The following is a 23,067-nucleotide window of genomic DNA, read 5'->3' as shown; positions in this document are numbered from 1 at the left end:
AGGCGATCTTCGGATCGCCTTTTTTGTATCCCCCAACCTCATCCTCCAACCTCTGAGCACCAGCGCCTGCAGCCCGGGTAGAGACGGCTATAGTCTTTAAAGAACCAGTTTTTTCGGGCGAGCAGTTAGCGCACATGCCATCGGGCAATCCATTTTCTAAAGCCAAACGCCGATACGATCACCCGCCACCAGATCAACAGACCAACTGGTGGGTCGTTGCGGGTATTGCGGGCTTACTGCTGTTGCTGCTGTTGGCCCTGTGGGTTTACCTGCAGTACAAGGCGGTAGAAAAGCCCTACTACGACCTCAAGGGCTACCGGGTCGCCACCCACGCCAGTTTCAATCAGTTTCTACGTGAAGGGCGCAATCGCCGCGAATTCCGCCAGCTTGAAAAATTCCTTGCCGAGGCTGGTGTCGCCAACGCCACCGCGCCGGAAAACCTGCTGCGCCAGGGTTCTGACTGGCTGGATATCAACGAGCCTCCGTTCGCCATCCCCCCCAAAGATTACTGGCCCAATATGGTTGCCACTCTGAAGCTGATTCGCGATGAACTGGTGCCCGCCATCGGTCCCGTGGATATCGTCTCCGCGTTCCGCAGCGATGAATACAACCGCAAGGCGGGGGGCTCGAAGAAAAGCAAACACAAGACGTTTTGCGGCGTCGACCTGGTGCCGCAGTCGAATATCAGCCGCAAGGAGCTGATCGAGGAATTGCGCAGCCTGCACGCCCGCCTGGGTCCCGACAGCCACATGGGCCTGGGGATCTACAGCGGTGTGCGCTTTCATGTAGACACCTGCGGCTTTCGTCGCTGGTAGCCGTTTCACACCTGGTTGTTTGGTAGTAAGTCGACCCTATGGATATCAAAGAAAGCGAAGACCACGAGTTTATTGACATCCATATCGAGCGGCGGCGAGTCATCTGGATCGTCGCGCTGGTACTGGTTGCATCGCTGGTACTGGTGGTGCTGACGGTTGAAAAGGTAAAACAGCTGGCCGAGCGCATCGTCTCCCCGGTTACCCATATAGAGCCGGCACCAGAGCCCATCGATCCAGACGTTCCGCTGATCTACCGTATTAAAGGGTATACCGCAGCAACCCCTCTGGCGTTCGAGAAGTTTCTCGACGAAGGGGACAACCGGGCGAAATACGAGAAGCTGGAACGCTTCCTGGAACTGAACCATGTTGCTGAGGTTGTGCCTCCGTTTGAGCTGTTGCGCCAGGGTACCGATTGGCAGCAAATAGACGAGCCCCCCTTTGCCATTCCGCCGGAGGACACCTGGGAGACCATGGTGGACACACTGAAGGTCCTCAAGGAATACATCATACCGGCGATAGGCCCGGTCATCGTTCTGTCGGGCTGGCGCACGGCCAGCTACAACGCCAAGGCTGGCGGTGCACGCACCAGTAAGCACATGCACTTCTGCGGCCTGGACATGATTCCCGAGGACGAATACACCCGCAAACAACTATTGCCCAAGCTGCGCCGCATTCACAAAAAATACGGCCGCAAGTGGAATATGGGCCTGGGTATCTATAGTGGTATTCGCTTCCATGTAGACACTTGCGGTTACCGGCGCTGGTAAAGAACCAGCCTATCTGTTTTCATTGCCCCTGGTATTTCCCCAAACAACTGTCCATAAAAAACAGGGATCTCTCGGTGCAGGAAAGACTGGAAAGACGCTCGTTTATATTCACCCTGGCACTGGTGACAGTCGCCTTCGCGCTGTTACTGAAACCGTTCTTTACCGCCATATTCTGGGCCTGCGCGGTAGCGCTGATATTCCACCCACTGTATCGCTATCTGCTCCACCGTTTCCCCCGCTGGCCCAACCTCACCGCGCTGACCACGCTCGTCCTGTGTATCGTGGTGGTAGTGATCCCGGTGCTGCTGGTGGCCAGCTCATTTATCAGCGAGGTAGCTGCGCTGTATCAGAAGGTGCAGGCAGGGGAGATCAATCTCGGTGCCAAGGTCGAGCAGATTCGACAGGCATTTCCCGGCGTCAATGCGGCACTGGAGCGCTTTGGTCTGGATTTCGACGGCCTGAAGGAGCGCCTGCTCGGCGGGCTGATGGCGGCCGGTAGCCTGATCGCCAAAAATGCGCTAGCACTGGGGCAGAACACCCTGAACTTTTTCGTCAGCCTCGGCCTGATGCTGTACCTCACTTTTTTCCTGATTCGCGACGGCAACGCACTGGTGGCGCTACTGATCCGCGCGCTGCCCCTTGGTGACGAACGCGAAAAACTGCTGCTGGCGAAGTTTGCCGAGGTCACCCGCGCAACCATCAAGGGCAACCTGGTGGTAGCGGTCACCCAGGGCACACTGGGGGGTATTATCTTCTGGGTACTCGGGCTGCCCGCGCCGCTGCTGTGGGGCGTGGTGATGACGGTATTGTCGCTTCTGCCCGCCGTGGGTGCGGCCATCATCTGGTTCCCGGCGGCACTCTATCTTTACGCTACCGGCGATACGGTGAAAGCCACGGTATTGATGCTTTACGGCGTTATGGTTATCAGCCTGGTAGACAATATTCTGCGCCCCATTCTGGTTGGCCGTGACACCAAGTTACCGGACTATATCGTGTTGTTTTCGACGGTGGGGGGCCTGCTGATGTTTGGTATCAGTGGCTTTGCGATCGGGCCTCTATTAGCAGCGTTGTTTATGGCGTTCTGGGAAATTTTTATGCGGGAGTTTATTGCCGAGGATGAGCCCTTGCTGCCTCCGGACGACGAATCTGTACTGGCACTGGATGAGCCGCAAAAACCCAGCAACAAACCAGCCAGCTAAATGTCAGGACACAGCCTTCAATACACGCAGGATATCCCGCATTTCCCCATGGAAGTCTGACCCAGACTCCAACCACCGACCATTGAAGGAATGTGGGTGCCGCCAGCGGCACCCACTGGCATCACGCTTTCTTGACGAATTCAGACTTAAGTTTCATGGGACCGATACCATCGATTTTGCAATCGATATCGTGATCGCCCTCCACCAGGCGAATGTTTTTCACTTTGGTACCCACTTTCACCACCGCGGACGAGCCCTTCACTTTCAGGTCCTTGATCACGGTAACGGTGTCACCGTCTGCCAGCGGATTGCCGTTGGCGTCCTTGATGTTCAGTCCTTCCTCCTCCACCAGATCACCAGCGGTCCACTCGTGGCCACACTCGGGGCATACAAACAAATCGCGGTCTTCATAGGTATACGCGGACTGGCATTGGGGGCAATTGGGCAGTTCACTCATGGTTTTGGACGCTAAGTAGTGAGGATAACAATGGCTGTGACGGTACCCCCAGGTGGGGTGTGCCGCCAGCCGTGATCAATCCCCAAGTATAACCAAAACGGGCACCAGAAGGTGCCCGTTATAACTATTAATTTTTGGATGCTCAGTCATCCGCCCCATTCATACCCAATTCCTTGAGCTTGCGGGTCAGGGTATTGCGCCCCCAGCCCAACAGTTCCGCAGCGTCGCGCTTGCGGCCGGCGGTATGCTTGAGGGCGATTTCGATCAGTGCACGCTCGAACGCGGGAACCGCTTCGCTGAGGATTTCCCGCTGGCCGGTAGCCAGCGCCTGATCCGCCCACAAACGCAGGGCTTTCTGCCAGTCCTGGGGTGCTTCGCTGGTGGCGCCCTGCTGGTGGAGCTCCGGCGGCAGATCGTCGATGTGCACTTCGCGGCCGGAAGCCATGACGGTGATCCAGCGACAGGTGTTTTCCAGCTGGCGGACGTTACCAGGCCAGTCCAGACCGGACAGATATTCTTCGGTTTCTTTGGTAAGGATTTTGGGCTCGACGCCCAGATCTTTTGCGGCGCTGTTAAAGAAGAAGCGCACCAGGCGTGGGATGTCTTCGCGGCGATCTGCCAGGCGAGGGATGTGAATGCGGATGACGTTGAGGCGGTGGAACAGGTCTTCGCGGAATTTGTGTTCTTCTACCAGGCGTTCCAGGTCCTGGTGGGTAGCGGCAATAATGCGGACATCGACTTTAACCGGGGTGTGGCCGCCCACCCGATAAAACTCCCCGTCTGCAAGCACCCTCAGCAGACGGGTCTGCGTCTCCGCGGGCATATCCCCGATTTCATCCAGGAATAATGTACCGCCGTTGGCCTGCTCAAAGCGGCCGGCGCGTTGCGCACTGGCGCCAGTGAATGCACCTTTTTCGTGGCCAAACAGCTCAGACTCCATCAGGTCCTTGGGAATCGCCGCCATGTTCAGGGCAATAAATGGCTGATTTTTGCGTGGACTGTGGTTGTGCAGCGCCGCTGCGACCAGCTCTTTACCGGTGCCGGATTCGCCATTGATCAGCACGGTGATATTGGAGTGTGACAGGCGACCGATTGCCCGGAACACCTCCTGCATGGCCGGCGCCTCGCCGATAATTTCCTTGTTGCCAGTACCATTTTCGATCACTACCGGCTCTTCCGGCTGCTGCTCGTTGGCCAGCGCCAGTGCGCGGCGGGTAACGGCAACCGCCTCGTCCACGTCAAACGGCTTGGGCAAATATTCGAATGCACCGCCCTGATAGGCGGCGACGGCGCTGTCGAGATCCGAGTGCGCGGTCATGATGATGATGGGCAGGGATGGACGTTCGGCCTGGAAGCGCTGCAGCAACTTGAAACCATCAGAGCCAGGCATGCGGATATCGCTGATCACCACATCCGGCGACTCACTGTAAAAATCGTCCAGGGCGCGATCGCCGTTTTCATAACAGGTGGTCTCAATCCCGGCGCGGGAAAGTGCGCGCTCCAGTACCCAGCGGATAGAGCGGTCGTCATCAATAATCCAAACGCGATTGTTCATAGTAATTTTCCGGCCTGCGTTTTTTTGATTCAACGGTTTGTTCTGGTGTTACTTCTGCTCAGTCGAGCATTGCGGCTAGTCCATTGCCAACGGTAAATAAATCTGGAATTCGGTTTGCCCCGGCTGGCTTTCACATTTGATAAGCCCCCGGTGCTGATTGATGATGTGCTGGGAAATAGAAAGTCCCAGTCCGGACCCTTCGGCGCGCCCGGAAATCATCGGATAAAAAATCCGCTCACGGATGTCTTCCGGAATCCCTGGGCCGTTGTCGACGATGTCGATCCGGCAAACCAGTGAGCAGTGACGGCGGCCAATGGTGAACTGCCGCTGCACCCGGGTGCGGATAATCAGACTGCCCTCCGCCAGACCAATATTTTCTGCAATGGCCTGCATGGCGTTGCGCGCAATATTCAGTACCGCCTGAATCAGTTGTTCACTGTCCGCTGGAATATCCGGAATGGAGGGATCGTAGTCGCGCTGAATAATCAGCTCGCCATTGCATTCAGCCTCCACCAGCTGCGCCACGCGCTCAGTGATGGTGTGTACATTGACCGGCTCCAGTTTTACCGGAATGCGCGGCCCAAGCATGCGATCCACCAGATTGCGCAGGCGGTCCGCCTCTTCGATGATGATCTGGGTGTACTCACCAAGTCCGTCATCATCCAGTTCACTGAGCTCTCTTTGCAGTAACTGTGCCGCTCCGCGAATGCCGCCCAGCGGATTTTTCACCTCGTGCGCCATACCCCGCACCAGGTTACGGGTGGTCTCCTGGGCCGAAATCAGTGCGTCTTCACGGGCAATGCGCAACAGACGATCCATGGACTGGACTTCCAGCAACAGCAAGCCGAGTTCGGTGAGCGGGGTTACCGAGTAGTCGACGGTGCACTCTTCCAGGTTGTGCAGAAACCACAGAGCACGGCGCACCGTGTATTTCTCACCACTGGCCAGAGAGGAGCGCAGCGCCTGCAAGGCGGCGGGGTTTTCCCGAACCACCTCTTCCAGAGGCAGGCCGCAGGCGCGGGCACTGGAAGCCGCCACCAGGTCCTCTGCAGCGGAGTTCAGATAGCAGAGGGACAGGTTTTCATCGAGCACCAAAACGGCCGAGGTGAGGTTGTCCAACAGCAGGCGTAACTGGCGGTCATTGAGCATTCGCGGTTCCGAAGTAATTCACATGTCCGGTTCGCCTAATGGCAGTGCAAGAAGCAAACCAAAATGGCGCAAAAAATCCGTCGTATAGGAAGATTTTCAGGTCACCACCGGGGATGGCTGGCAAGATGCGCACCATTATTGTGCATAGAGCGAAAAATAGCCAGTTCGGGCGTGCATCTCGGGGCACGGGCGCCAGGAAGTGAGTCAGAGCGGGGCAGAGCCCGTGCCTGCGGGGAAATACGGAGAATGGAGGCCCCGCCTTATCAGCAAGTGGGACCACAGGTTGCGATAGACAGAATTCAGCGTGGTTGAGGTTTGACCGGTTTGGCCACACCGGGAGCCTGGGGCATCTGCGGCATTTGTGGTGCCTGCTCGGCAGGGAAATCGGGTACCTGACCGCCCGGGCGCTTCACGTGTACCTGGATAGTCTGGGATTGCGCCAGTGGCTGTCCGTCCGCCCCAAGCAGTACCGCCCGTATGGTGTGAGTACCGCGCTCCAGCGCGGATATATCCAGACTGGTGCCAGAGGAACTGCCGGACCAACGCTGACCATCGATTACCGCAAAAAACTGATAACCGTCTCGCGGCACCGGGCTCATGGCCACCTCCAGCACGATAAAGCGCTGCCCCGGGGGAATGGTGGCATCGTTAGCCGGGCTCACGATGGCAAATTTCACCGGGCCCTGCTCGGCGCGCGTCTCTTCGCTGCCAGGCGACAGTTTGCGCGTAGGCAGCGCGCCCTTGGGGGCAAGGGGCTGGACGTTGATCGGCCCGATTTCCACCTTCTCGGCCTTTTCTCCGGCGGGTGGGTTGTCACTGAAGGTCACGCGACCATCGGGGCCGACGATCTTATACACGGTGCCACCGGAGGATTGTCCCTGGGCGGCGGATTTGTCGTCACTGTGTTCCTGGGCCGATGCCGGCATCGCCAGTAACGCAAACCAGAATATGGACAACTGCACGGTGGATCTGATCATGGGCGCTCCCGCAATCTTCTTTGCAACATTCCGTTCTCTAAAGGCTAGTGTACTCGCGAACGGTATAACCGCATAAATACTCCAGCCACAAACCACCGATTTCAACACATAAAAAAAGCCCACACCTTGCGATGTGGGCTTTCTCGTCATCTTTGCACCTTCTCATCGACCCTTCCATAAAGGGCCGGCGGGGGCGCAGAGATGATACCTGCTAATTGGCAGGACTTACATTAGCAAGAGTAGTAAAGGTCGAACTCAACCGGGTGCGTGGTCATGTTCAGGCGCTGTACTTCTTCTTTCTTCAGCTCGATATAAGCGTCAATGGCGTCGTCGGTGAATACGCCACCTTCGGTCAGGAAGGCGCGGTCCTGATCCAGTGCGTCCAGGGCCTGCTCCAGGCTGGAGGCAACGGTCGGGTACTCGGCCAGCTCTTCCGCCGGCAGGTCGTACAGGTCTTTGTCTGCAGCGTCGCCAGGGTGGATCTTGTTCTTCACGCCGTCGAGGCCAGCCATCAGCAGTGCAGCGAAGGCCAGGTACGGGTTGGCGGTGGGATCCGGGAAGCGGGTCTCGATACGCTTGCCTTTCGGGCTCGGCACGAACGGAATGCGGATGGACGCAGAGCGGTTACGCGCGGAGTAGGCCAGGATTACCGGCGCTTCGAAGCCCGGAACCAGACGCTTGTAGGAGTTGGTAGACGCGTTACAGATGGCATTCAGCGCGCGTGCGTGCTTGATGATACCGCCGATGTAGAACAGGGCAGTTTCAGACAGGCCAGCGTAGGCGTCGCCCGCGAACTGGTTGACACCGTCCTTACTGAAGGACTGGTGCACGTGCATACCGGAACCGTTGTCACCTACCAGCGGCTTGGGCATGAAGGTGGCGGTCTTGCCGTAAGCGTGCGCTACGTTGTGTACCGCGTACTTAAGGATCTGAACTTCGTCAGCCTTCTTGGTCAGAGTGTTGGCGCCAACGCCGATCTCACACTGGCCAGCGGTGCCCACTTCGTGGTGGTGCACTTCGATCTCCAGGCCCATGGCTTCCATAGCGGAACACATGGCGGCACGCACGTCGTGCAGGGAGTCGACCGGTGGAACCGGGAAGTAGCCGCCCTTGACGCCCGGACGGTGACCCATGTTGCCGTCGGTGTAGCTGGCACCGGAAGACCAGGCCGCTTCTTCGGAGTTGATCTTGTAGAAGGCGCCACCCATTTCGGCACCCCAGGTGATGTCGTCGAATACGAAGAACTCGGGCTCCGGACCGAACAGTGCGGTGTCACCGAAACCAGTGGACTTCAGGTATTCCTCGGCGCGCAGTGCGATGGAACGCGGGTCGCGCTCGTAGCCCTGACCGGTGATCGGGTCAACAATGTTACAGCGAATGATCACGGTGGATTCGTCGGTGAACGGATCCAGGAAGGAGGTCTCGTCATCCGGCATCAGGATCATGTCCGATTCGTTGATGCCCTTCCAGCCAGCGATGGAAGATCCATCGAACATCTTGCCTTCTTCGAAGAACTCGCCGTCAACTTCCTTAGCAGGAATGGAAACGTGTTGTTCCTTACCTTTGGTATCGGTGAAGCGCAGGTCTACCCATTTGGCTTCGCTCTCTTTGATCAGGTCGAGCGTCTTTGACATTACAGTCCTCCAAGAATGAAAAGTTATGTTCGCGCCGATTCGCTTTATCTTGTGGCAACTGTAAAAGCAAAGAGTGTGCCAAATTGGGGCAAACCGGTAACAAAGTGATTCGGGTCGTAAGAAATGGCTACCTGTGGGAGCAATCGGGTGCAAATCAACCAATCCGCAAGGCCTTTTAAGCGCCAGCACTCCCTGTCAGGTCACAATAGTCCCAACAATGGTGCTCTCAAACCTCTATTTGCACTATTTTGGGGCCGAGAAGTCACGCCGAGCACCAATATGGTGCCGCAAGCAAATTCCCGATAGCGAGTTTATAATTCGCCACCTTTTCCGGGAAGCCAGTAACCGGGCTCCCGGCCTAAAATTCAACCGCGGTTCCGGCACATCTCCTATGCACTTCGTCGTCAAATTTTTTCCAGAGATCACTATCAAGAGCAATCCCGTGCGCAAGCGCATGTCACGTCAGCTCGCCGACAACCTGCGCAAGCTCATGCGCCAGCTGGATGATCGCATCCAGGTGCGCAAGGATTGGGAAAAAATCGATGTGGTCGCACCGGATGCAGTATCCCACCTTTCCGAGCGTATAGAGGAGGTACTGGCGCACACCCCGGGCATTGCCAATTTCGCCCGGGTGCAGCAGTTCCCGCTGGGCGACCTGGATGATATCTACCAGAAAACACTGGCCATCTGGGGCCCACAGCTCGCGGGTAAGACCTTCTGTGTACGGGTAAAGCGTACCGGCAAGCACGACTTTCAATCCCTCGACGTAGAGCAGTACGTGGGCGGCGGCCTCAACCAGAACACCGACGCCGCCGGGGTAAAGCTCAAGAACCCGGATATCACCGTCAAACTGGAAATCCGCCACGACAAACTGAATGTTATCGAGGAACTACACCAGGGCCTCGGCGGCTTCCCGCTCGGCACCCAGGACCCGGTCATCTCCCTGGTGTCCGGCGGCTTCGATTCCACCGTGGCGAGCTATCTCACCATCAAGCGCGGCATCCGCACCCACTTCCTGTTCTTTAACCTGGGCGGACGCCAGCACGAGCTGGGGGTAAAGGAAGTCGCCTTCTACCTGTGGGACAAATACAGCTCCTCCCACCGGGTGCGTTTTGTCACCGTACCATTCGATGAGGTGGTCGCGGAGATTCTGGAAAAGGTGGACGACTCCTATATGGGCGTCGCCCTCAAGCGCATGATGCTGCGTGCCGGTTCCATCATTGCCAAAGAGCTGGAAGTGGACGCACTGGTGACCGGTGAAGCCATCGCCCAGGTTTCCAGCCAGACCCTGAAAAATCTGTCGGTGATCGACAGCGTCACCGATACCCTGGTACTGCGCCCGCTGATCACCTCGGATAAAACCGACATCATCCGTACCGCGCGAGAAATCGGTACCGAGGAATTTGCCGCGAATATGCCGGAGTACTGCGGCGTGATCTCGGTCAAACCCACCACCCGCGCAAAAATGGAAAAGGTGGAACACGAGGAAACCCGCTTCGACTTCACCGTTCTCGATCGCGCCGTGGGAAATCGGGTGATGCAGAACATCGACCAGGTGATGGACGACCTGGGTGAAGACGCACCGCCGGTTGATATTTTCAGCGAACCGGGGGATGCCATCATCATCGATATCCGCCACCCCACGGAGGAAGAGGTGAACCCACTGGAGCTGGACAATGCAGAGGTGGAAACCATCCCCTTCTACCGCCTCAGCACCGCTTTCCAGAAACTGGATAAAGAAAAGCAGTACCTGTTGTATTGCGCGCGCGGGGTGATGAGCCAGTTACATGCATCCCATCTGCTGGATGAAGGGTACCGGAATGTGGGAGTTTATCGGCCCGAGAACAAAAAGGGCTAGCCGGACAACCAGGGGGGCTCGGACTACTCCGAGCCCCCCTGGGTTACTGCGATGGCACACACCGGGTAAAGTCTTCAATAGGGCGAGAAAACCGGCTTCTCTTTCTGCAGACGGCTCAGTGTAGATTTCTCGCTGGATAACTCCCGACGCTTGCTGCTGATATCACTCTCAGCACGACGCAGCCGGCGGGATGCACTGGCCACCGATGACTGGCACTGCTCGTATTCGCGCTCAACTTGACGCTGTTTTGCTGCCGCCTGGTTGCGACAACTACTGACGCAATAATTGTCTGTGCGGGTTTCGTAATAGGTGCCGTTCCACACCTGCTTATTACAACCCATCTCACAGCTTGCGGAGTTGAGGCCATCAGCAAAGGCCGACCAGCCACTACGCGAGCAACTGGCGTTGGCGTCGGAACGGTAATCGTAGATATCACTGGAGAGACCGTTGATCTTTCTTTCCAGGCTGCTGATATTACTGCGGGTGCTGCTGAGCTTACTCTCCCATGCACTGTAAGATTCCTTGAATACCTTGCGATGCTTGTCCACCGCACTATTGAGCTTGGCATACGCGCTGGATGCCTGCCCGAGCTTGTCTGCAGCGTCAGTCCAGCTTCCCGCCTTGCGCATGTTAACACCCTCTGTGTACAGCCTGGATGCTGCTTCCGCACGATTGGCTTTGGCATAATTGTTTTTTACATGGCTTTCCCAGACGGACTTGTTGTTGCTCGCAGAGCCTAGATTTGCGTTGACCTTGCGCGCCGCGGCCATCAGTTTTACGTATTTCTTTTCGAGCTCGGAAAACAGTTTTGCCGCGTCAACAACTTCGCCGTTTTTGAAATCGCTTTCCGCCTTCGCGTATTCGCTAGCGTACTGATCGGTGAGGCTGATCATCATCTTGTTACGCGTGCGGTACGTATCCCAGGCCCCTTTGGCCCGGCTGGCTTTCAGTTTCAGGGCACCGGCATTACGCGCAGCGGATTCCAGCTCGGTGTAGGCGTCGTACAGCGTCTTGTAAGTGGCGCTGGCGGGTACCAGGTCACCTTGATCCCACTGCGCCTCTGCGGTATCAAATGCCGACGCATATTCACCGGTAAAGCGACTCTGCAAACCGCGGTCGGCGGCATAAGCCTCCCAACTCTGTTTTGCTTCGGTCGAGGACGCTTTAAAGTCGCTACCGCTGACGATCGCTTCGGTTGCCTGGACGTAGCCAACCGCGACTCTTTCCAAAATCGGTGCGGCTTGCGCAAACTCGACATTCTGCAGGTGTTCATAGGCAGCGGTCAGCTCTACCTGCAACGCGTCCACAAATGGAATGGTTTCAATACCGTATTCCGGTGCGGTTTTTTCCCAGGTAGATTTCTCACGCTGACTGGCATACTTGTACTCGGCGACGCCTTCGGTTGCCTCCGCTTGGGCCAGCAGGTTTTCATAACCCGCAACAGCCTGTTGATAGGCGCCGATCGATTTTTCATATTTTTTCGCGCGCATCAGCTCTTCACCAAGAGCCATGAGGCCATCCAGTTCCCCGCGCTTGTTACTATCAATAATGTAGTTGGTCAGCAGCTCTTCCTGCGCTTCAAGCAAGCGTTGCTGTAACACACTCTGTTCAAGCTTTTTTTCCAGAGCCTTGCGTTCACTTCTACCAGCGCGATTGATGTCATTTTCCAGCTGACGAATTTCAAATTTGAGGTCGCGCTCCTGATCGCGTACAGATTCACGCGCACCGTCGAGACGGTTCACCAACGCCTTGATTTTTCCCTGTGCACTGGCCTGTTCAGATTTGAATGCGAGTATTTCCTCCTGAGAATAGGGGCGCACCATATCCCAGGCTTTTTTAAGATTTCCGGTTCCCGCAAGGGCACCGATACCGATCACCGCGAGCAGCGCAGCAGCCACGGCAAATTTTCCCGCGCCGGGCACTGCGATCGAAGGCAAAGTGAATTTTGGCTTTTGGGTTAGCGCTGCTTTCACTTCCACCATTGTTGCATAGCGGTCATCAGGGTTGCCTGCCAGCATTTTGTCAACCACCGCCGACAGGTGTTTACCCACCTGCTTGTTGACCTTGTGCAGACTTTCCACGCGACCTGCGGGAATCTGGCCACTGAGCATTTCATAGAGCATCACCCCCAGTGCGTACTGGTCCGCACGGCCATCGATATCCATGCGCCCCTTGAGCTGTTCAGGAGCCATATAATAGGCGGTACCCATGGCCGCGCCGGTCTTGGTCATCTGGCTGGAACTCATTACCCGGGCGATACCGAAGTCCATCAGCTTGACCTTGCCTTCCCCGGTAATCCATATATTTTCCGGCTTGATATCCCGGTGCACCGTATGTTCGTGCGCATGCAGCAGACCTTCACAGATCTCATCGGCAAATTCGATGGCCTCCTGCGGGCTCATCTGCTGCTTGGTAAGTTCGAGGTTCTCCATGTAGTCACGCAGGTTTTGCCCTTCAAGCAATTCCATGGTGATAAAGAACAGGTCACCGTCATTCTGTACGTCGTACACGTTGACGATATTCGGGTGGCTCAGGGTGCTGGATATGCGCGCCTCATCCATAAAGCGCTCTTTGGCCGCCGGACTGTTCAACAGACTCGGCAGCAACACCTTGATGGCAATGTCCTGATCGCGGTTCTTGTCATGGGCGCGGAACACGGCGCCCATGCCACCTTCGCCAATTCGCTCCTCAATGGTGTAGCGATCGGCGAGCAGCAGGCCACGCTCCAGCTGAATACCGGAATTGGCGCCATCATCAAACTGGGTCGCAGAGCGTGGCAAGTCGGCGAACTTGGTCTGCGAGAAGGAGGGTTTCGCAACGGCTGCCGGCTCATCCTGCAATGACGCCAGGGCACGGGTGAGACCATCCAGCTGCTGCTGATACTTGTTGCGTAGAACTTCCGTAGGCGCCGCATCCATAGCCTGGTTCAACGCCTCGGACTTTGCCGATACCGCAGCCTCGATCTCCGCATTACTCGCGGAAGACTCCAGCCCCAGCTTTTCCAGTAGTTCACCCCGGTTCAAAATTCACCCCCATAGACTGTTGTTTTGATTAATTTTCGAAGACCTACACCCTGGACTTGCGCGCCCCGCATAACCCACTCGCCCCCAAAGCACAGGGACCTGTCTGCAGGTGGCATAAGATTTGAGCGGGCAGATTCGTGACTTCCGGGAAGGGAGACGGCTGGCGCCTGGCGGATGAGTAGCGCGAATCGCGGCGGGAGAGTACGGTGCCATTGCTCTGTCAGGTGTAAGCGTTGTTGTCGATTGTTGTATTGAAGCAAGATGGCCAATTCGCGGACTTCAACACCGCACTCACACGAATCAACAGGCAGCTTTGTGACGAGGTTATCACCCGAGACGTGAAAAATGCACGGCATGGCTGTGAAAATTGCTGCTTTTCACAGAATTTCACGTTTTTTGAACGATTTTTGCTCGCCCTCACGCCGGTCCACACTGGGACATTCGCGGATAGGGATTGCAGCTGTACATATTTCCAACAGCTCTATTCCCCTTGCCGCACAATCCGCACACTGCTGCGCAGGCGATGGACACGGGGGTCCCACACCCCGTGGGGGCTGAATAGAAGTAACGGAGAAGGCAAAGGGTAGAAGGAATGAGGGGCGATATGCAGCCCTGCAGCGGAAATTTGACGGGCCGATCTACACCGGCCCGCCACGTTATTTATAGAAACTCGTCAAAGAAACCGCCGATATTCCCTACCGAGTTGAATCCGAAGATCCAGGTGGTTTCCACCGTGTCGGAAAAGTCCATTCCTCCTGCGGCGATGGATGGATTTTTCCACCCTACATGGTTGTCGATGCTGTGATCGGCAACGCGCTTGGCTTCTGTCCAGAGAACGCCAACCTCGCTGTGATTGAGCACACGATTCCAGTGGCTGGTATTCTTGTTATTGAACCCGGGAGTACCATTCCCTGCCGAGTTTCCATCGCTAATTTTCTGGTAATCGGTGTGGCTGCGCACGTAGCTCAGATCATTAGGAGTGGTATGGTCCTGGTTCCAGTTACTGTGCTGGATGATATGGATTCGACCATTGGTATTGACCGAGGGCAACTGCGCCTTCACCCGACGCACCAGATCCGCACTGAAGTCCGACTGCCCCGCTTCCGCGATCCAGATGTCGCCACCGGCGTTGAGCGCGGACTTCACTTTATTGAATACCGTGTCGAGTGCGCCGTTGTAATTTACGTGCGCGTTGGTCCAGCCATTGGCGCCGAATGCGAGATCGAATAAATAATCCGCCTCGATAAAATCGCCACCTTGATCCCCATAGGCACCGGCCACGGCAAAATAATTCACATTGCTGAAACGCGCATCCTTCAATACGGTAGCGACTGCGGCCACTGCGTGGATGTCATCCGGGTCCGGTTTGCTGTCGAAATTCGCCAGAAACAGATCTTTTCCGGTATCGAAACGACCAATCATTTCCCCACTTCCGGTATCGGTCAGCGGACGCAGTTCAAGCCAATTGATATTGAAATTGCCCGCCTGAATCTGCAAGCGCAGGGTGTGCTGCCCCTGGGTCAGCTGCCCCAGATCCAGACTCTGCGTCACCCACTGCTGCCAGCCACCGGTTGCCGGTACCGGCATCGCACTGCCACGGGTCTGTCCGTCAATTTCCACAGTGTATTGACCGCCACCGGGTGCAGATGCAACACGGACGTTCGCGCGATACACACCCGCCTGTTCGACATGGATATCAAATTCCAGCCACTCATTGGTTGCCGTCCAGCCCACGTTGTACTGGCCACCGTTGTCGCTGGAATCCTGTATATCCACTCCATCTTCGCGATAAACGCCACCGAGGTTATCGGCGGTCGAATCCCAGTAGCGGTGGTAGTCTTCCGCCTGGATAAAACCAGGAACCATCAGCAGGTTTTCATCCGGCTGTCCGGGCTCCTCACTGTCCTCACAGGGAACAGAACCACACATACACACACTGAACAATGAGCGACTGTTGGCGCAGTCTGTTGCCTGATTTCCGTACTGGGCTTTGCACTGAGCGGTGTAATCGCACTGGTCCTGCGCGAAAGCAGAAAGTGCGAAGACCGCGGAAGCGATACTGGTCAAGGATCGGAACAATAGCGAACGCATAATGGCGGCTCCGTTGTTTCACATTAATTTTCGCTGGTTAAGCGAGTTAAATCTCCCGCACACGGGCGTGCAAAGAGAGCCGCGACTCTAGCCTCCTCGAATATTGCTAACAGTTAACTATCGCGCGAATTTATGGGGTGCCAGGCGACACTGAGCGTTTTGTGATGAATGGGCATTTCTGCTTTGTACCGATGTACAAAATCGGCTGTTTTCCAGCGCTTTTCATCAATTCCGGTGTTTCCGGACAACACCCAGCCGGCATATGTTGTTGAGCCAATTTATCCGCGGCAGCGCTGCCAAAACCCTATACACTCGCCCCACTATTCAATCGTCCGGAGACATGTTCATGTTTAGCCACGTTATGCTCGGCGCAAAGGATATCCAGGAGTCCAAAGCGTTTTACGATGCGGTTCTCGGCGAGCTGGGTTACAAGCCCGGGGTGATCGACCAAAGGGGACGCTGCTTCTATTTCACCGATACTGGAGTCTTTGCGATCACCAAACCCATCAATGGTGAGCCGGCGTCCTGCGGCAATGGCAGTACCATCGGCTTCGCGGTGCAGAGCCCGGAGCAGGGCGATCGCTGGCACGCGACGGGCCTGGCCAATGGTGGTAGCGAATGTGAAGATCCACCCGGGGTGCGCGAGGGCGGCGGCCTGAAGCTGTACCTGGCCTACCTGCGTGACCCGGCAGGCAACAAAATCTGCGCGATGCACCGTCTGTAAACCGGGTCCGGGCGAAATCTCCGAGATTTTGCCCGGTTTCAACGCCGGGCCCCGGCCCGGCCCCCTCAAAACCGCACAAATTTCCGCCAATCCGACTCCCAATTGCCACACTTCACCTCTATAATGCGCGCGCTTTGGCCGGATAGCCGCTGTTTCAAACCTCAGCCCATTCCCCGCCTGCCCAATTTTCCGGTGTGACCGCTCTCTTCAAGACAGTGTCCCACCCAATCACGCATTACGCCCAGAGGCCCCCAGTGATAGACAATCTTCGCAATATCGCGATCATCGCCCACGTTGACCACGGCAAGACCACCCTGGTGGACAAGCTGCTGCAGCAGTCCGGCACCCTCGACCGCCGCAGCGCCGACTCCGAGCGCGTGATGGACTCCAACGATCAGGAAAAAGAACGCGGTATTACCATCCTCGCCAAGAACACCGCGATCCGCTGGAACGACTACCGCATCAACATCGTGGACACCCCCGGGCACGCCGACTTCGGCGGTGAGGTAGAGCGCGTACTGTCCATGGTGGACTCGGTACTGCTGCTGGTGGACGCGGTAGACGGCCCCATGCCGCAGACCCGCTTCGTCACCTCCAAGGCCTTCGAGCAGGGCCTGAACCCGATCGTGGTCATCAACAAGATCGACCGCCCGGGCGCCCGTCCTGACTGGGTAATGGACCAGGTCTTCGACCTGTTCGACAGCCTCGGCGCTACCGAAGAGCAGCTGGACTTCCCGGTGATCTACGCTTCCGCCCTGAACGGCATCGCCGGTCTGGACGAGACCGATATGGCGGACGACATGACCCCGCTGTTCCAGATGATCGTCGACAAGGTCAAGCCGCCGCAGGTGGACAGCGATGGTCCTTTCCAGATGCAGGTTTCCGCACTGGACTACAACAGCTATGTGGGTGTTATCGGCGTGGGCCGCATTACCCGCGGCACCCTGAAGCCGAACCAGCAGGTGGTGATCCTCGACCGCGACGAAAAGTCACGCAAGGCGAAGGTCCTGCAGGTAATGGGTTACCTCGGCCTGGAACGTGTGGAAGTGGAACAGGCCAGCGCCGGTGACATCGTGTGTATCACCGGTGTGGGCGAGCTGAACATTTCCGATACCCTGTGCCACCCGGAGCACCCGGAAGCACTGCCGGCACTGTCTGTGGACGAGCCCACCGTGAGCATGACCTTCCAGGTGAACGATTCCCCGTTCGCCGGTAAAGAAGGTAAGTACGTGACCTCGCGCAACATCAAGGACCGCCTGGACCAGGAGCTGATCCACAACGTGGCACTGCGTGTGGAGCAGGGCGATTCCCCGGATAAATTCAAGGTATCCGGCCGCGGCGAACTGCACCTGTCGGTACTGATCGAATCCATGCGCCGCGAAGGCTTCGAGCTGGGTGTATCCCGTCCGGAAGTGGTACAGAAAGAAGTCGACGGCGAGATCCAGGAGCCCTACGAGCAGGTGGTGATCGACGTTGAAGAACAGCACCAGGGTCCGATTATGGAAGAGCTGGGTCTGCGCAAGGCCGACCTCACCAATATGGAACCGGACGGCAAGGGCCGTGTGCGCCTGACCTTCATCGTTCCGTCCCGCGGCATGATCGGTTTCCGCAACCAGTTCCTGACCATCACCAGCGGTTCCGGCATCATGACCAGTATCTTCGACCACTACGGTCCGGTGAAGCTGGGTGACGTGGCCAAGCGCATTAACGGTGTACTGGTGTCCATGACCAAGGGCAAAACCCTGGCCTACGGCCTGTTCGCCCTGCAAGACCGCGGCCGCCTGTTTTTGGGTCACGGCGAGGAAGTGTACGAAGGCCAGGTCATCGGCATTCACTCCCGCGGTAACGACCTGGTGGTAAACCCCACCAAGGCCAAGCAGCTCACCAACGTGCGCGCTTCCGGTACCGACGACGCGCTGACCCTGTCACCGCCCATCCGCCACACCCTGGAGCAGGCACTGGAATTCATCGAAGACGATGAGCTGGTGGAAGTGACTCCGGAGAGCATCCGGATTCGCAAAAAAATCCTGCAGGAAAATATGCGCAAGCGCGCGAAGAAGTAATTCGCGCAAAAGATGGAAAACGGGGCCAACTGGCCCCGTTTTTTATTGGCCGCCAATGTGTTTTTATCACCACAATCCCACTGAATTCCCCACGCAGTACCTGAATAGGGAATGGACACTTCGCGACCATCTGATAGTTTCCCGCCGAAAAATATCGCTGGATATATTAATTTGGGGAACGCATGTTCATTCGCAATTGCCTTGTTCTACTCCTGCTGGTTCTGACGCTCACTGCCTGCGATCGCGGGCTGAACCTCGATAGCCGCCGGTACCTGCCGCCACCGACATCCGACTCCTCCCCGGAAACACCCGATGACGGCGAAGAAGATGAAGATGAAGATGAAGATGAACAGAGCGAAGGCGGCGACCAGGAAGAAAACCCAGGAGAAGACCAGAAGGAGGAACCGGTCGAGGAGGATACCCCGCCTTCCCAGCCTGCGAACCTGATCAAGCTCACGGCGAGTGGTGCGCCCTTACAAATCCAGACCGAGAGCTGGAGTGATACCGGCAGTGAGGAAGAAGGCTCCCAATGGGCCTGTATTGAAGACCTCGAAAGCGGGCTGGTGTGGGAGGTAAAACGCCCCGGCTCCGGCCATGCTCATTCCGCCGACAGCAGTTACAGCTGGTTCGATCCGGAAAGTGATACAAACAGTGATGCCAACGGCCAGGGACAGTGCTACCTCGACGGGGCGCTTACCAGTGGTGCCGACTGCAACAGCCGCGCATTCGCAGATCGCGTTCGCGCGGAGGGTCTGTGTGGCCGCAGTAACTGGCGGGTTCCCAGTGCGGATGAACTGCACACGCTGGTGGAGCAGCAGGCTGCAGGGCAATACCGCCACACAGGTAATGGGGTATTCCCCAGTATTGAGGCCAAAGGGGGCACGCCCTATTGGAGCGCCGACGGCGCCGACGCACAGACCGCCTGGGCGCTGGACTTCACCAGTGGCGAGGCCGTGGCGACACCCCCATCCACCGCATTGAACCTGCGGCTGGTCAGTACTGATCAGGCGCCCCAGGAAAATACCTTGCAACAATACTGCGAGGAATTCGAGCACCCTGAGCTTTTGCCCGATGTACTGTGCAATGGGGATACGGCGTGGGAAATCAGTTGCGACGATGCGTCCTGCAGCGCGGTCAATTACTCGGTGTCGGTAGATCTCAAGTTCGAGTGCGCCTATCGAGACTCGCCAGAACTCGGCCCGGTTATGCGCTGCCGCGCCTACCAGGCTTCCTCCGGTGAATTTCTGTATGAGGTATGCCCGGCTCCCTATGACTGCCTGATCCCTCCTGAAGACCCGCAGGACCCCGATCCCGTCGACCCAGAAGAACCCACAGCTCCGGGACCGGCACACCTGGTGAAGCTTGGCGCCGACGGTTTACCACTGGCAGTACAGAACCTCGCCTGGAGTGACTCGGGCAGCGAAACGGTAGGCAATCAGTGGTCCTGCGTTCTCGACATCGAGAGCGGACTCATTTGGGAGGTAAAGCGCCCCACACTGGCAGGTATTCACCACGCGGGCAACCGCTATAGCTGGCACGATCCACTCAGTACCACACTGAACAAGGCCAACGGTCTTGGGCAGTGCCAACTGGCGGAAGGGCCAACCAGCGGCGCCCCATGCAATACACAGGCATTCGTCGAGCGCGTGCGCACCGCCAACCTGTGCGGCCTGAGCAACTGGCGGGTCCCCAGTATCGAAGAGCTCATCACCCTGGTGGCCGAGGAATCTGAGGCCAGCGCTTACCACATTGCCGCGAGCCATTTCCCCGGCCTTAACGGTGGAGCCGGTGTGCCCTACTGGAGCGCCAATGGTGGTGACCGGCGGTACGCGTTGGCGATGGATTTCTCCAGTGGCGAGGCAGTGCTGCGGGAACCCTTCGAGGGGCTGAATCTGCGCCTGGTAAGTGGTAATCAGTCTCCGATTGCGATACCACAGCACTTTGGTGTTGCCCCGGAGCACATGGCACTTGCACCGCTTCTGGGGCGAAAAAAACTGGATATCACGCTCACCGGTGAAGACCCCGACGGCGACAGCCTCACCTTCACACTGGTCTCCGAGCCACAACATGGGGATCTCCAGGGCGACGCACCCGATCTCCAGTACATCCTCGACGAAGACTTTATCGGCGAAGACAGCTTCACGTTTACCGTAAGCGACGGCACCAAAACGTCACAAACCGCCACGGTGCGTATTGGCGTGGCGCCAACGGTAAGCCCCAATCCGGCAGCACCTACGCCGATTTCCCTCAGTCAGCTGAGTCCGGAGGCGCCACTGCCCCTGTTGCTCGAAGACGATACCAGCGACGACGATAAGGTCGAGGGCTACCTGAAAGTCAGCGTGCCCGGCAATACGGATATTCTGCAGGATGTCCGTTACCTCCTCGCCATGCAAAACACGCGCTCGCCCCAATCAAGTCACTACACCTTCGACGTGTTCACCACTGCGGATTTTTCCGGCTCCCCCCTGACACAGGTTACCGCCAGTGACGGCGCCTATTTCGAGGCCGCCAATCACCGGGACGAAACACTGTATGTGCGTATTCGCGCAAATACCGATGAGGCCGCACCGGTGTATTTTGAACTGACGGGCAGTAGTACTTCCGAGCAAAACCGGCTCGCACACTATTGCGAGGATTACCCCCACCCCGAGCTGGTGCCTTACAACCTGTGTAACTGGGAATCCGGCTGGGAGATCGGTTGCGACGACGAGCGCTGTATCGCCGTAAACTCGGCACCTTCGGTGGATTTGAAGTACGAGTGCGACTACCGCGACGGCGACTACTTTGAAAATGTCATGCGCTGCCAGGCGTTCCAGGTATCGACCGGTGAGTTCTCCCATGAAATCTGCCCGTCACCGCATCTGTGCACGCGGATTAAACTTTCTGCCCCCCCCGATATAGATCCGGGGGACACCATCCCAGTGACCGATCCCATCGAGATCGAATTCAACACGCCGGGGATAGTGGTGGAATTACCCACCACCCCGGCCTATGGTGTCGACCTGAGCCGGCAGCTGTTTCGGGATGTTGTGCGCAGCGATGCCAGCCAGCAGATTCTCGGGGATTTTCTCGAGACCCTGCGCACATCGCTGATTGAAGATGCCAGCGAGGATTCCACGGTTGTACCCTGGCGCGACTATGTATTGGCGCTGGTGGATTCCGGCGCACCGGTCAGCGACATCATGGAAACGTTTGTCGAGGATGCTGGCAACGGCAACCAGGAAGCCGGAGCCTCGCTTTTTGCCGCGCTGAATGAACTGCTGCTGTCGCTGACCGCGAAAGAGCAAAGCGAACTGAGCAACGACGAAGTCTGGCTGCTGACTATTGCCATGGCCCACATCAATGATCGCCGCGAACTTCTGGTAACCAACGCAGAGGATCGTGTAGATGCCTATTTCGCCGAAAAAAGTGATTGTTTCGGCCTGCACTGCGTCTACGTATCCAAAGGGTTCCCCCAGGTTCTTTCAGACGCCATCGCCAGTACCGACGCGGACCTGATCGCCGCGGGCGCCCTCGGCGGTGTCGCCGTAGCCGGTGGGGTGGGAACCTATTTCACCCTGACCTCCAGTGTGGTGCTCTCCACCGCCATGGTGCATACCGCGGCTACCGCGGCCAAAGCAGGGGTGACGGTGTCTGCCTTTATCTCGGGCAGTGCCAGTGTCGCCGCGCTCCCAGCGGTGCTGGTCACGGTCGGTATTGTGTGTACCGTGGTCTCGGTATCCAATCTGATTGAGGCGGGAGAAAATGAAGCGGCGTATAACGCATTTATTCAGGACAATAACGCACGCTTTGAGGATCTCAGCGATTTTACCGGTGTAGAGCACAGTGAAGAGGTGCGTGCGGAAATCATCAACGCCGCCTTCCGCATGCTGGACGGCATGTATCACTAAGCCAGTGTCTGTCCCTGTGGTAAATTGGGCGCTTTCAACGGGCCATTACCACAGGGATCGACATTTTGCCCCCGCACGTTTCGCCAGAAAACCACGCACACAGAATCTGGGATCACCTCGCCGGTTTACCCGCAGCGAGACTGGCCAGTGACGGTCTGCAGTTTCTGCTGGAATCGATCAGCCAGACGATCAGTGCCGACCACGGTTACTGGCTCAGCGCTGTGTGCCTCGAACATCTCAATCCCGAGCGGGACTATATGCTCGGCTGGCGGCCCGGGCCGGTGTATTTTTATCGGGAGCTCCCCTCGGATCGCCAGCTGCACAAGCACTACACCAGAGAGGTGACGGCGGGGAAATATGAAGTGGATGAGAGCACCCTCAATCACATTCGCCAGGCGGGTCAGTTTCGCGGCACACTGATGCGTGATCACGTATCTGCAGCCTTCTACGACACCGCGCACTATCACGAATTTTATCGGGACAAGCGAGTGGCCGATACGCTGTTTGTGGTGGCGCCCTCGGGCGAGGATGCGGAATCCTATTACTGTTTCAACCGCATGGATGGCCAGCCACCGTTTACAATGGGGGATCTGCTCCTGGCGATGGAAGTACTGCGCCCCCTCGGCTGGTTCCATCGCAAGCTACTACTGGCCCACGGCCTGCTGGTGGCGGAAAACCCCCTGACCCCCTCTGAGAAGAAAGTGCTGCACTGGCTCCTGACCGACCTGACGGAAAAAGAGATTTCCTCCAGACTCGACCTGAAGCCAGACACCACCCACAAGCACGTAATGAATATTTACCGCAAGTTCAATGTCACAAGCCGCGCAGCACTGATGGCGCTGTGGCTGGGGCATAACAGCTGAAT

General features: G+C 57.2%; 15 protein-coding genes. 8 read left to right on the top strand and 7 right to left on the bottom strand.

The features are described 5' to 3' along the window. Positions 1-134: 134 nt before the first annotated feature. The 3 genes from AAFH99_RS03560 to AAFH99_RS03550 all read left to right on the top strand — a co-directional run bounded on the left by AAFH99_RS03560 (position 135) and on the right by AAFH99_RS03550 (position 2,781). Entirely contained in the window at positions 135-815 is a 681-nt protein-coding gene (locus AAFH99_RS03560; protein WP_406828656.1) for a D-Ala-D-Ala carboxypeptidase family metallohydrolase, read from the top strand. Between the two features lie 38 nt (positions 816-853). Beyond that, positions 854-1,582 carry a D-Ala-D-Ala carboxypeptidase family metallohydrolase gene (locus tag AAFH99_RS03555; protein ID WP_043320007.1) on the top strand — a complete coding sequence of 243 codons (729 nt, stop codon included), beginning with the start codon at positions 854-856 and terminating at the stop codon, positions 1,580-1,582. 74 nt (positions 1,583-1,656) lie between these two features. Next, positions 1,657-2,781 (top strand): AI-2E family transporter, encoded by a 1,125-nt coding sequence (locus AAFH99_RS03550; protein WP_051687280.1) that lies wholly within the window; start codon positions 1,657-1,659, stop codon positions 2,779-2,781. 121 nt (positions 2,782-2,902) lie between these two features. Here AAFH99_RS03550 and AAFH99_RS03545 read toward each other — a convergent pair whose 3' ends face one another. The 5 genes from AAFH99_RS03545 to glnA form a co-directional block, all read right to left on the bottom strand. After that, positions 2,903-3,238, bottom strand: coding sequence for a zinc ribbon domain-containing protein YjdM (locus AAFH99_RS03545; RefSeq protein ID WP_043320006.1), 336 nt, complete (start codon positions 3,236-3,238; stop codon positions 2,903-2,905). Between the two features lie 142 nt (positions 3,239-3,380). Further along, positions 3,381-4,793 carry a nitrogen regulation protein NR(I) gene (glnG, locus tag AAFH99_RS03540; RefSeq protein WP_043320005.1) on the bottom strand — a complete coding sequence of 471 codons (1,413 nt, stop codon included), beginning with the start codon at positions 4,791-4,793 and terminating at the stop codon, positions 3,381-3,383. 75 nt (positions 4,794-4,868) lie between these two features. After that, a complete protein-coding gene (gene glnL, locus AAFH99_RS03535) occupies positions 4,869-5,942 on the bottom strand; it encodes a nitrogen regulation protein NR(II) (protein ID WP_043320004.1) in 1,074 nt (357 codons plus the stop codon). A 299-nt stretch (positions 5,943-6,241) separates the two neighbouring features. Next, positions 6,242-6,919 (bottom strand): DUF4124 domain-containing protein, encoded by a 678-nt coding sequence (locus tag AAFH99_RS03530; protein WP_043320003.1) that lies wholly within the window; start codon positions 6,917-6,919, stop codon positions 6,242-6,244. Positions 6,920-7,149: 230 nt separating this feature from the next. Next, complete coding sequence (gene glnA, locus AAFH99_RS03525) at positions 7,150-8,553, bottom strand: glutamate--ammonia ligase (RefSeq protein WP_043320002.1); 1,404 nt, start codon at positions 8,551-8,553, stop codon at positions 7,150-7,152. Positions 8,554-8,944: 391 nt separating this feature from the next. On the opposite strand from glnA, the gene thiI reads away from it, so the two are divergent. Further along, complete coding sequence (thiI, locus tag AAFH99_RS03520; protein WP_406828655.1) at positions 8,945-10,411, top strand: tRNA uracil 4-sulfurtransferase ThiI; 1,467 nt, start codon at positions 8,945-8,947, stop codon at positions 10,409-10,411. A 74-nt stretch (positions 10,412-10,485) separates the two neighbouring features. On the opposite strand, the gene AAFH99_RS03515 is transcribed toward thiI, so the two are convergent. Next, positions 10,486-13,434: a protein kinase domain-containing protein gene (locus tag AAFH99_RS03515; protein WP_406828654.1), complete on the bottom strand. Its 2,949-nt coding sequence runs from the start codon at positions 13,432-13,434 to the stop codon at positions 10,486-10,488. 660 nt (positions 13,435-14,094) lie between these two features. Continuing rightward, positions 14,095-15,525 carry a carbohydrate-binding protein gene (locus AAFH99_RS03510; RefSeq protein ID WP_051687278.1) on the bottom strand — a complete coding sequence of 477 codons (1,431 nt, stop codon included), beginning with the start codon at positions 15,523-15,525 and terminating at the stop codon, positions 14,095-14,097. Positions 15,526-15,871: 346 nt separating this feature from the next. Here AAFH99_RS03510 and AAFH99_RS03505 point away from each other — a divergent pair, with 346 nt between their 5' ends. From AAFH99_RS03505 to AAFH99_RS03490, 4 genes are all read left to right on the top strand, one after another. Continuing rightward, positions 15,872-16,249: a VOC family protein gene (locus AAFH99_RS03505; RefSeq protein ID WP_406828653.1), complete on the top strand. Its 378-nt coding sequence runs from the start codon at positions 15,872-15,874 to the stop codon at positions 16,247-16,249. 254 nt (positions 16,250-16,503) lie between these two features. Continuing rightward, positions 16,504-18,312, top strand: a complete 1,809-nt coding sequence (typA, locus tag AAFH99_RS03500) for a translational GTPase TypA (protein ID WP_406828652.1) — start codon at positions 16,504-16,506, stop codon at positions 18,310-18,312. A gap of 182 nt (positions 18,313-18,494) precedes the next feature. Then, positions 18,495-22,202: a DUF1566 domain-containing protein gene (locus AAFH99_RS03495; protein ID WP_406828651.1), complete on the top strand. Its 3,708-nt coding sequence runs from the start codon at positions 18,495-18,497 to the stop codon at positions 22,200-22,202. Positions 22,203-22,267: 65 nt separating this feature from the next. Next, complete coding sequence (locus tag AAFH99_RS03490) at positions 22,268-23,065, top strand: helix-turn-helix transcriptional regulator (RefSeq protein WP_043319997.1); 798 nt, start codon at positions 22,268-22,270, stop codon at positions 23,063-23,065. Positions 23,066-23,067: the final 2 nt, after the last annotated feature.

The sequence above is a fragment of the Microbulbifer sp. ARAS458-1 genome, from assembly GCF_045348205.1.
Classification (GTDB): domain Bacteria; phylum Pseudomonadota; class Gammaproteobacteria; order Pseudomonadales; family Cellvibrionaceae; genus Microbulbifer.
Note: the sequence above shows the minus strand (reverse complement) of the source record. Positions and strands in the feature narration are given on the sequence as shown.

Bases quoted from the DNA above. Each gene is read 5' to 3' on its own strand.
- AAFH99_RS03560 (WP_406828656.1), top strand. From the start codon at position 135: ATGCCATCGGGCAATCCATTTTCTAAAGCCAAACGCCGATACGATCAC.
- AAFH99_RS03555 (WP_043320007.1), top strand. From the start codon at position 854: ATGGATATCAAAGAAAGCGAAGACCACGAGTTTATTGACATCCATATC.
- AAFH99_RS03545 (WP_043320006.1), bottom strand. From the start codon at position 3,238: ATGAGTGAACTGCCCAATTGCCCCCAATGCCAGTCCGCGTATACCTAT.
- glnG (WP_043320005.1), bottom strand. From the start codon at position 4,793: ATGAACAATCGCGTTTGGATTATTGATGACGACCGCTCTATCCGCTGG.
- glnL (WP_043320004.1), bottom strand. From the start codon at position 5,942: ATGCTCAATGACCGCCAGTTACGCCTGCTGTTGGACAACCTCACCTCG.
- AAFH99_RS03530 (WP_043320003.1), bottom strand. From the start codon at position 6,919: ATGATCAGATCCACCGTGCAGTTGTCCATATTCTGGTTTGCGTTACTG.
- glnA (WP_043320002.1), bottom strand. From the start codon at position 8,553: ATGTCAAAGACGCTCGACCTGATCAAAGAGAGCGAAGCCAAATGGGTA.
- thiI (WP_406828655.1), top strand. From the start codon at position 8,945: ATGCACTTCGTCGTCAAATTTTTTCCAGAGATCACTATCAAGAGCAAT.
- AAFH99_RS03510 (WP_051687278.1), bottom strand. From the start codon at position 15,525: ATGCGTTCGCTATTGTTCCGATCCTTGACCAGTATCGCTTCCGCGGTC.
- AAFH99_RS03505 (WP_406828653.1), top strand. From the start codon at position 15,872: ATGTTTAGCCACGTTATGCTCGGCGCAAAGGATATCCAGGAGTCCAAA.
- AAFH99_RS03495 (WP_406828651.1), top strand. From the start codon at position 18,495: ATGTTCATTCGCAATTGCCTTGTTCTACTCCTGCTGGTTCTGACGCTC.